Raw genomic sequence first — 9372 nt, forward strand, 5'->3', positions numbered from 1 at the left:
AATCCACAAAACACAGATACTCTACGTTTTTCATATACCGTACAGGAGGAATATATAAATCGCGCCTGCGCCTATAAAGCTAATTTCATTGGCTTAAAGGTAAATTTAGAAGGTGGTGAAGACGATTCCTGGATGCAAAACATACAGATTCTGGAAACTAATATTGACGATCAAAATAATGCCCATGTTTCGATATTTTTCTAGTTTCATTCTAATATTTTGCACGTCACTTCTTACAAGTGCTCAGGAACAATCCACGACAAAGGATACCGTAAATTATAATGAAAAGTATGGGATTCGGGTTGGAATCGATATTAGTAAACCTATAAGAAGTGTCTTTGATGACAATTATAGTGGAATTGAATTAGTTGGTGACTATCGATTCTACGATAATTTTTATGTTGCTGCAGAACTTGGAAATGAAAAGATAACTTTTGAAGGTGATAATATTCAAACCCTATCCAATGGTAGCTATATAAAGCTGGGTGGAGACTACAATGCCTATGAGAATTGGCTGGATATGCAAAATGTCATTTTTGTGGGTGTTCGTTATGGATTTGCCACTTTTTCACAAACACTGGAAGAATATACTATCTATACTTCTACAGATTACTATGGTGTAAATACCAATACTGAAGATATTGAATCTACGGGACTTACAGCTAGCTGGGCTGAAGTTATGGTAGGTATTAAAGTAGAGATCATCAATAATCTATACTTATCTGCCAACGTTCAGCTCAAGAGAAGAATTAGTCAGAGTGAACCAAATAATCTGGACAATCTTGCGATTCCTGGTTTTGGAAGAACTTATGATGCCAGTGAATTTGGAGCAGGTTTTGGCTACTCCATTAGTTATATGATCCCATTCTACAAAAAAGCAAGGAACTAGTCCTCCTGCTTACTCTTCTTCTTAGAACCTTCATAAAGCACGTACTTCAAAAGTCGTCCTTCAAGCGGTCCGTTATATAATTTTATCTTTCTGGAAGCTCTTAGCCCAACACTTTTAATCGCATCAAAATTGGTGGCAATAAACCAGGCATGGGTGCCAGGATATCCCTGTTTTAAGGTGTCCCCTATTTTTCCGTAGAAATCTTCAATATCGATCTCGAGTCGCTCACCGTACGGTGGATTGAAAAGCATATGAAGATAACCCTCATTCTGCTTCACACTTTCGAAAAAGCTCTTCTGTTCAATTTCAATAAAATCGCCCAGATTCGCATTGGCTACGTTATCCTTAGCTTTCATTACTGCGGAAGGAGCCTTGTCATAACCTCTTATTTTAAAATGGAAATCACGCACTTTCTTCAGTGCTGAACCTTCAATCTTTTCATAAAGATCTTCATCCCAGTCATTCCATTTTTCGAATGCAAATTCCTTCCGGTTTAGGTTTGGCGGAATATTGCACGCGATCATAGCGGCCTCGATTGGAATTGTTCCACTACCGCACATTGGATCCAGAAAATCACATTGACCATCCCATCCAGACATTAGCAACATCCCCGCGGCCAGCACTTCGTTGATAGGCGCAATATTGGTTGCGGTTCTATAACCTCGCTTGTGAAGACTATCTCCAGAACTATCGAAAGATACATTACAGAAGTTATTCTCAATATGGATGTTAATTCGTAGATCTGGAAAATCAAGATCCACATCTGGTCTTTTACCAAATTTCTCCCTGAATCTATCTACGATTGCATCCTTGGATTTTAAAGCTACATATTGTGAATGCGTGAAAATATCTGAATGTACAGCGGAATCTATAGCAAGACTACCTTCCACATCTAAAAATTTTTCCCAGGGTAACTTTTTGATATTATCGTAAAGTTCCTGTTCAGAATTTGCTTTGAAGCTTTCGTATGGCTTCAATACCTTGATAGCGGTACGCAGACACAAATTGGCTTTGTACATAAAGCCTTTATCACCAACAAAACTCACCATTCGATTACCCTCCTTGATATCCATTGCACCAAGGTCCAAAAGTTCTTTTGCCAATATCGATTCGAAGCCAAATAAAGTCTTGGCGATCATTCTGTAGTTATCCATAGTACTGCTTTAAAGAACCACAAAAATAAAGTAATTTTGTCCCATACGATAATATTTACAGGATACTTCAGTCTAAACCGCAGTTCCTGTCCTAATTGAATTTCAAGGTGCCGGAAAGCTTATATATTTACCTGTTACCAATCCTGGCTGTCATCGCTGGATATATCATTTCAGTATTCTTAAAACCAGGAAGTTCCTCAGGTTTTAAATTATTATTGGCATTTAGTGGAGCATATCTTCTGGCTGTAACTGTACTGGAATTACTTCCAGAAGTTTATAATTCTGCAAATGAAGATATTGGTGTATTCATCATGCTAGGACTTCTATTGCAGATCGTGCTGGAATTTTTGTCGAAAGGTGCTGAACATGGTCACATGCATCATAATAAAGATTCTGCAGCATTTCCCATTACACTTTTAATTAGTTTGAGCATACATTCTTTGCTTGAAGGTTTTCCTATGGATCATGATAATCATCTTCTGCATGGTGTTGTAATTCACAAAATTCCCGTTGCAGCAATTCTTTCAGTATTTTTGGTACAGAGTAAACTCAGCAAACCAAAAGTTTTTGTATTCCTGTCTTTATTCGCTGCCATGACGCCCCTTGGAAACTGGCTTAAGAACAACATTCCTGAAATCGCCCGATATGCAGATGAGATCAACGGTGTAGTTATTGGTATTTTTCTTCATGTATCTACTACGATCCTATTTGAATCCTCCAAGAACCATTCATTTAATGCTTCTAAACTGGGAGTTATAATACTAGGGGTTTTACTCGCTTATTTCATTTAAATGTTTAGTAGAGAGGAAGCAAAACAAATACGCCAGGAATTCTGGACTAGCTTCGGAAAAGAGTTTCCGCATAAATGGTTGCTTTATAATACCAAGATGAAAGAGATTCAGCTAAAGTTTAGCTTTGAACATAAAATTGCGCAGGTTTCCTTAGATATAACAGATGCTGATGAACTTATACGTGACTATTATTTTGAAAAACTTCTTTCTTTAAAGACGGTACTAAAAGATAGTTACCTTCCGGAAATAATCTTTGATAAAGACTATTTTCTACCCGAAGGCAAGACCGTTTCTCGTATTTATGTTGAAATGGAAGGAGTGAATATTTACAACAAAAAATTCTGGCCTGAGGTGAAGCAATTTCTTGCTGAAAACATGCTGAAGCTGGAAGAGTTTTTTGATGATTTCCAAGATTTTATCAAAGACTAAAGTCTTATTGGTAATTTTTAGTAATTTAAATTCTCAAAATATAGCTACTTCTGGTCTTTACCCTACCTGATCTCGTCATTTTATAACTAACCAAAATTTTTAAAAATGAAAACGATTAAAATTTACTATTCACCTTCTGATTGATTCTTCTAAGTTCATTTTCATCAGGTAATGAAAATTCTGAAGTAGATCGAGCGATGGTGGTTGACACCTGGAATCTGGAAGCCTTCGATTATTCCGGAAGTACAAGCGGTAATTTTGAAATAGTCGATCTTAGCTCTGACTACAGCGGTGAAGCCAGGAATATCGATGCAGCCTTAAGCTTTAACGAGGATAATACTTTCAATTTTGAAGGCAGTTATGATGTTGTTTTAGAACCGAAGGAATGACGTTTCTTCTACCGGAAATTGGAGAATGGAAGGTGATTACATTACATCTTCGGCAGCTCTTGGCCACGTTAAGGGACAGGGTGTTCAGGGTCCGGAAGAAGGTAGAATGAATATATTCCAATAGATTTTTATGCACTTCTAAATTAAAATTCTAATTCGGTTAAATAAGGTTGTGCCTCCTCGCCTTCTCCACAGCTTCAATTTTAGAGTGCACCTGTAATTTTTTATAAATATTTTCAATATGTTTTCTAACTGTATTAGGAGAAAGGAAAAGCCGTTCCGCAATAAGGGTGTGGCTCAAACCAGTACACAGATATTCAAGTACCTCAATTTCTCTGGAAGACAGCGAAATTTCTTCCTGATATGCCAGTTGGGTTACAGCTTCTGGATTTCGTAATAATTTCAAAGTTTTTTTTGCTATAGAAGGAGTCATTCCTGCGCCTCCGTTCATAGTACTAATAATACCCCTATGTAGGTCTTCCGGATTCGTATCTTTTAGAAAATAACCATCTGCACCTGCTTTTATAGCATTAAAAATATATTCGTCATTATCAAAAACCGTTAGCATGATGATCTTTATGTGCGGAAATTTTTGTTTTACCAGCATCGTTGTGTCAATACCATTAAGACCAGGCATTTCGATATCCATCAAAATTAGATCAACATTCAGGTTTTCCTGTAGTTTTTGCAATAATACCTCTCCTGAAACCAGAGATATTCGATGCTCTAGATCATTGAACAGAGAAACTTTCTCCTCCAGCGCTTTGAGAAGAAACCTATTATCATCTAATATCGCTATTCTAATTTTCATATTGAAAAAATTCCGCAGAGACCATGACGATCCTGCGGAAGATTAAAATCCATTCCCCCAATAAATGGATGATTAAAAATATCAAGAGGCTGCATAATATAAAATAAGGCATATGCACTATTTAGTAACTACAACTTCTACACCCTCATTAAGTTCTGAATGAACTTCAATAGTGGCATGAATATCCTTGGCCCTTTTTTCCATATTATATAATCCATTACCATATTTAATGAGATTCGGATCATAACCAACCCCATTATCCTGTAATTTAAAGACGATTTCAGAATTTCTTTGTTCGCCATAAAAAGTAATAATTTCAGCGGCAGAATACTTAATCGCATTATTTAAAGCCTCCTGAATAATCCTAAAAATATTAATACCCTCTAAAGCAGTAAATGTCTTATCTGAATTTACTTTGAACTCGGAAATAAATTTCTTTTCTGGATGGAGTTTTCTGGCATTTTTAAATAATTCCTCTATACGAAACACCAGTTCTTCCAAACTAATATTTTCTTTATTCATTGCCCATATGGTGTCTCGCAATTCATTAATGGTAAGAGTTGTAAACACCCGAATCTCATCTATTTTGTTAGCAATTACTGAATTCTCCTGCTTAATTTTGAACTTAAGATTGTCCAGGCTGGAAATAATAAAAGTAAGCTGTGATCCTATATTATCGTGGAGGTCCCGACTTATTCTCAATCTTTGTTCCTCTAATCTATTCTGAGTTTCGATTTTTGCGAGTGCAACGTCCAGTTCTTTTTCTTTTGAAAGTTGTTTTTTTTCTAGATTTTTCCGGTTTATAATTAAATATGCCAGCAAGCTACCGAGTATTAATAATGCTAGAATCCCTGAAATAGCGAAATTTCTTCTCTCTATTTCCAACTCGTTTTCTGCGATCTTATTCTTCTGAATTAAAATTTCGTTTTCTTTCCGCTCTGTTTCAAATTCCACATTCAATTCAGCAATCTTCTCCTTCACTTCAATTGAATTGATACTGTCTTTGAAGATGTTATATTTTTCGAGGTAAAATAAAGCGGAATCTGTGTTGTTTCTCAATTTATATGCTTCAGACAGTTTCTGATAAGTATACTGAGCCAGAAAATTATAGTTTTCTTCCAGTGCTAAAGGTATGGCCTGATGAAAACTTTTTATGGCTAAAGATGCATTTTCCTCTTCAAGATAAACTTCTCCTATCTGTGTGAAGTTTTCAGCAACTCCTTTTGGATCGTCATTTTTAATCCTGATTTCTTTGGCTTTTTCAAAATAATATCGAGCGCTATCAAAACTTCCTAATTGCCCGTAAACACCAGCGAGATTACTGTAGCTGTAGGGAATACCCACCTTGTAATCATCTTCCAGAACTATTCGAAGTCCTTTTTTATAATAGAGCTCAGCGCTATCAAGTTCTCCCTGCATTTCTTTTAGCACCCCATAATTATTATAAATTCGGCTTTGTATAAATCTAAAATTCCCTTCTTCAGCAAGCTTTCTGCCCTTAACCATATAGTATTGAGCCTTTTCTATATCTTCCCGCTTGAGCTTATATCCTAGCTCGCCATAAGAATCAGCTACTTTTTCCTCATTACCAGAATTTTCATAACTCTTAATAGCCTTAAGCATATATTCCACGGCTTTGTCTTGATTGCCTCTATAACCAAAAATGGTTGATAATTGCCAGTAGGAATCGGCAATTCCATTGATATAATTCAATTTTTTGGAATGCTTTAGATTATTATTGAAAATGACCAGCAAAGAGTCTGAAGAAATATTTGAATCCTGAATGGTCAGAGAATTTAAAGAATCAATTTCAGTTTTGGTCTGCGAATTTGCCTCCTTAGTTACAAAAATTACAATTATCAGGAATAATAATTGCTTCATAGATTGATAATAGTATTGGTTAGCGTATTCTAATTTACATTTTTTAAACAAACTAAAACTTCAGAAAGGTTGTAAGTCAGCAAATTATAGGTGTAAAGACATTTTTTTCTGCTGGAGATTTTAGACAACCTTTGTTTTTCTTGCATTTTTAACTGAAAAAGTCTGTTCTTATGTTTAGACTTCAATTGCTTTGATTTATTTATTTCAGAAAAAATCATGAAAACCAAAACACCGGAAAATATGATAAATACGTGGATGATGACCTTCATAATTTTTTAAAAAAGAGGCCGGCAACTTTCGCCAACCGACCTCAGATATAAAAATCCAATAAACATTGAGTTTTTATACAATTTCTACTTCGATAAATCATAAGCGTAGATACTACTATTATTAGCTTTATAATAAAGTACACCTCCGAATTCATCAACTTTGTATTCTGGTTTTTTATCTTGTAAGACAATTTCTTTTTCAACTTTACCAGAATCCTTGTTGACCTTCACCAGCCCAGTTCCACCGTCCAGTTTCGTAAGAATGAACTGGTCATTTTCAGTTGCAGAACTGGCTTTGAAACGCTGAGACATAACTTTAAAAGAGGCATCGCCAATACCAGCAAACATATCTGCAGCACGTTTAGCTTCTTTTCCATAATCATTGTAATTCTTAAGATCATTACTGCTACCAAAACCAGTCTTATTAGCACCTGCACGAGCAGAACTTGCCATAGCCAAAGCTGTACTTGCAACAGCCATAACACCAGCAGCGACCTTTAAAAATCCACTGTTTGATGGAGATTTGTAATATTCATGAAATAATTCGTCACCGTTTGCACCAAACATTGCTACATTTTGACTTGAGGAAAGAAATACTCCATCCTCTCGAATTTCCATATGATTAGGTTGCTCTTTTTCTTCAAAATCAAATTTTCCAAAATCTGAAATATCGCCAGTACTTTCTTCTACAGCATAAATTTTATCATCAGCACTAATCAGGTACTGTGAATTCTTTTCATCGTAAGCTGAAGCAACAGCAGCGGCTTTTTTATACTTTAGAGGTTTATTCCAAACTTGTTCACCTGTTTCCAGATTTACAATATTTGCATCTTCATCTGTGATATAAATAAGCCCCTGAGGCGTATGGGCCATAATCTGAATGTTTTCTCCGGTTTTTAATGGCTTTTTAAATAAGGTATTTCCATCGTAAGAAATTTTATTAATTCCACCCTCATAAATTCCGAAAAGAATACCATCTTCCATAGTATAGAAATGCTGAACATAGCCTTTAGTTTTAGGAGCTTTGTCCCATAAATCTTCACCATTTGAAGCATCTAAAAAAGCTATATTAGATTCATTTTTTTTACTCATAACACCTCCATTACCACTTTGGTCACTTACTACCGCAAGCCCATTGTCTAAAATTTTAAAATTTGAGATCGTTCCTTTTACCTTTCGGTCATCCTGCCATAGTTCAGCTCCATTTGAACCAACTTTATGAATTCTGGTATTGCTGCCATTATTTACAGGTTCAAAAGCGTAAATTTCTTTTTCAGTATCATCGGCTACCATCCAGCCAATATTCTTCATCTTATTTTCCCAAAGTGTTTTTCCAGAAAGATTTTTACTTATCAAACCCTGGCTTGTTGGTACAATTAGGGAACCTTTCAGCAGAAGTGGTTTTCCTGTCACTGCAAAATACTTAGCCGTAACTTTTCCAGGTTCATTTAGAAAAAATGAATAATCCAATTTTCCAGCAGAAAGATCATAAACAGCCACTTTTGGTGTATTTTTTTCAGCAGCATTGCCATCTTTCTGCAATCCTGAAATTACCAATTTATTCTGTGGAAGTATTACATCAAAAGTGAAGATTTGTTTCCAACCAAGATCATCTGTTTTGAAAATTACTCTTCCAGATACATGATCTATAATTGCTCTTTTTGTACCTGTTAAAGCAGATAGACCAGCCATAGGTCCTTTTCCGCCACCCTGCGCAACAATAACATATGGAGATAGCGGAACAAATTCCATTTCTTCAGTCTTTATAGCCCCGAATTCTGTAAAATTGAATAAAGGTTTGCTGTTTTTTGCTGAAATTCCAGAAATACCATCATTTGTAGCAACGATTAAGGTGCCAGTCCCTGTGAGTGTCATCTCATTAATTTTGGCACCTAAATCATAAGTTTGATCTGGCTTTGTTTGACCAAAACTAATGTAAGCCGTTAGCATGCTTACTAAAAGCATGAGTTTAGAAATAATTTTCATAATATTAACTTCTAAAGTTCACATTAAACTTTCCTTCGGAAATTGTTCTCACAGAATCGTCATTTCCATTTTTCCCTTTAAAGTTAAATGTCCCTTTAACTCCTGAACTGGTCTCTTCTGAAATGGTAATGGAACCATTTGAAGCTCCCGAACTATAAAGTGTAGTCCAGATTTGAGTTGCCATAGGATTGTTTACATCAGTTTCTGTGTAAGTAGCTGAGCTGGAATTTGAAGATCCAAAAGTGAAATCATAAGTACCTTCCCCGGTATACCCCATTATATTGATGGTTATACCTTGTCCGTCAGCGTTTGTTCCCTGCACCATGAGCATGGTACTGGTAGAGCCTATAGTTTGTTTAACTGCATTGGATGAAGCTGGAAAAGACTTGAATGCTCCAGCTCCACTAATATTGGCGGTCATTTCTCCACCTCCATCACCAGAACCGTTTTCATCATCATCTTTTGAACATCCGGTTAATGATAAACTGAAAACTGTTAGAAATATCAAACATGTTTTAAAAAGTTTTACTCCTCTCATTATTATCGGGTTTAGGTTAATAATTGAAGAGTAAAACTAAGGAGGGAAAGTTTTGGTTTCAATACGTCATTTGACGTATTAAAGGGGCATAAAAGTGAATGGCCTCCTTGACTTTATGGTATAAAAAAACCCTTCATCGCTATGATGAAGGGTTCTTAAGAAGAAGGCGACGACATACTCTCCCACAATACAGCAGTACCATCTGCGCTAACGGGCTTAACTACTCTGTTCGGGA

10 protein-coding genes and 1 rRNA gene are annotated in these 9372 nt (G+C 35.9%); 5 read left to right on the forward strand and 6 right to left on the reverse strand.

The window, feature by feature from the left end; translation table 11 throughout:
• On the forward strand, positions 1 to 204 hold a 204-nt coding region (locus ACNKXS_RS14900; protein ID WP_417921562.1), incomplete at its 5' end, for a DUF6452 family protein.
• Positions 185 to 889 (forward strand): DUF6048 family protein, encoded by a 705-nt coding sequence (locus tag ACNKXS_RS14905; protein ID WP_417921563.1) that lies wholly within the window; start codon positions 185 to 187, stop codon positions 887 to 889. The genes ACNKXS_RS14900 and ACNKXS_RS14905, both read left to right, overlap by 20 nt.
• Here ACNKXS_RS14905 and ACNKXS_RS14910 read toward each other — a convergent pair.
• A complete protein-coding gene (locus tag ACNKXS_RS14910; protein ID WP_417921564.1) occupies positions 886 to 2043 on the reverse strand; it encodes a THUMP domain-containing class I SAM-dependent RNA methyltransferase in 1158 nt (385 codons plus the stop codon). The genes ACNKXS_RS14905 and ACNKXS_RS14910 overlap by 4 nt on opposite strands.
• A gap of 107 nt (positions 2044 to 2150) precedes the next feature.
• Here ACNKXS_RS14910 and ACNKXS_RS14915 point away from each other — a divergent pair, with 107 nt between their 5' ends.
• The 3 genes from ACNKXS_RS14915 (at position 2151) to ACNKXS_RS14925 (ending at position 3652) form a co-directional block, all read left to right on the forward strand.
• Entirely contained in the window at positions 2151 to 2834 is a 684-nt protein-coding gene (locus ACNKXS_RS14915; protein ID WP_417921565.1) for a ZIP family metal transporter, read from the forward strand.
• Positions 2835 to 3263 carry a DUF4268 domain-containing protein gene (locus tag ACNKXS_RS14920; RefSeq protein ID WP_417921566.1) on the forward strand — a complete coding sequence of 143 codons (429 nt, stop codon included), beginning with the start codon at positions 2835 to 2837 and terminating at the stop codon, positions 3261 to 3263.
• A 140-nt stretch (positions 3264 to 3403) separates the two neighbouring features.
• Complete coding sequence (locus ACNKXS_RS14925; RefSeq protein WP_417921567.1) at positions 3404 to 3652, forward strand: hypothetical protein; 249 nt, start codon at positions 3404 to 3406, stop codon at positions 3650 to 3652.
• A gap of 160 nt (positions 3653 to 3812) precedes the next feature.
• On the opposite strand, the gene ACNKXS_RS14930 is transcribed toward ACNKXS_RS14925, so the two are convergent.
• From ACNKXS_RS14930 to rrf, 5 genes are all read right to left on the reverse strand, one after another.
• A complete protein-coding gene (locus ACNKXS_RS14930) occupies positions 3813 to 4463 on the reverse strand; it encodes a response regulator (RefSeq protein ID WP_417921568.1) in 651 nt (216 codons plus the stop codon).
• Positions 4464 to 4580: 117 nt separating this feature from the next.
• Positions 4581 to 6344: a tetratricopeptide repeat-containing sensor histidine kinase gene (locus tag ACNKXS_RS14935; protein ID WP_417921569.1), complete on the reverse strand. Its 1764-nt coding sequence runs from the start codon at positions 6342 to 6344 to the stop codon at positions 4581 to 4583.
• 353 nt (positions 6345 to 6697) lie between these two features.
• Positions 6698 to 8599, reverse strand: a complete 1902-nt coding sequence (locus ACNKXS_RS14940; protein ID WP_417921570.1) for an outer membrane protein assembly factor BamB family protein — start codon at positions 8597 to 8599, stop codon at positions 6698 to 6700.
• A gap of 4 nt (positions 8600 to 8603) precedes the next feature.
• On the reverse strand, positions 8604 to 9137 hold the full coding sequence (locus ACNKXS_RS14945) for a DUF6252 domain-containing protein (RefSeq protein WP_417921571.1): 534 nt from the start codon (positions 9135 to 9137) through the stop codon (positions 8604 to 8606).
• 161 nt (positions 9138 to 9298) lie between these two features.
• Positions 9299 to 9372, reverse strand: a 5S ribosomal RNA gene (gene rrf, locus ACNKXS_RS15530); the annotation flags it as partial.

It is taken from the genome of Christiangramia marina (genome assembly GCF_048285865.1).
Taxonomy (GTDB): domain Bacteria; phylum Bacteroidota; class Bacteroidia; order Flavobacteriales; family Flavobacteriaceae; genus Christiangramia; species Christiangramia marina.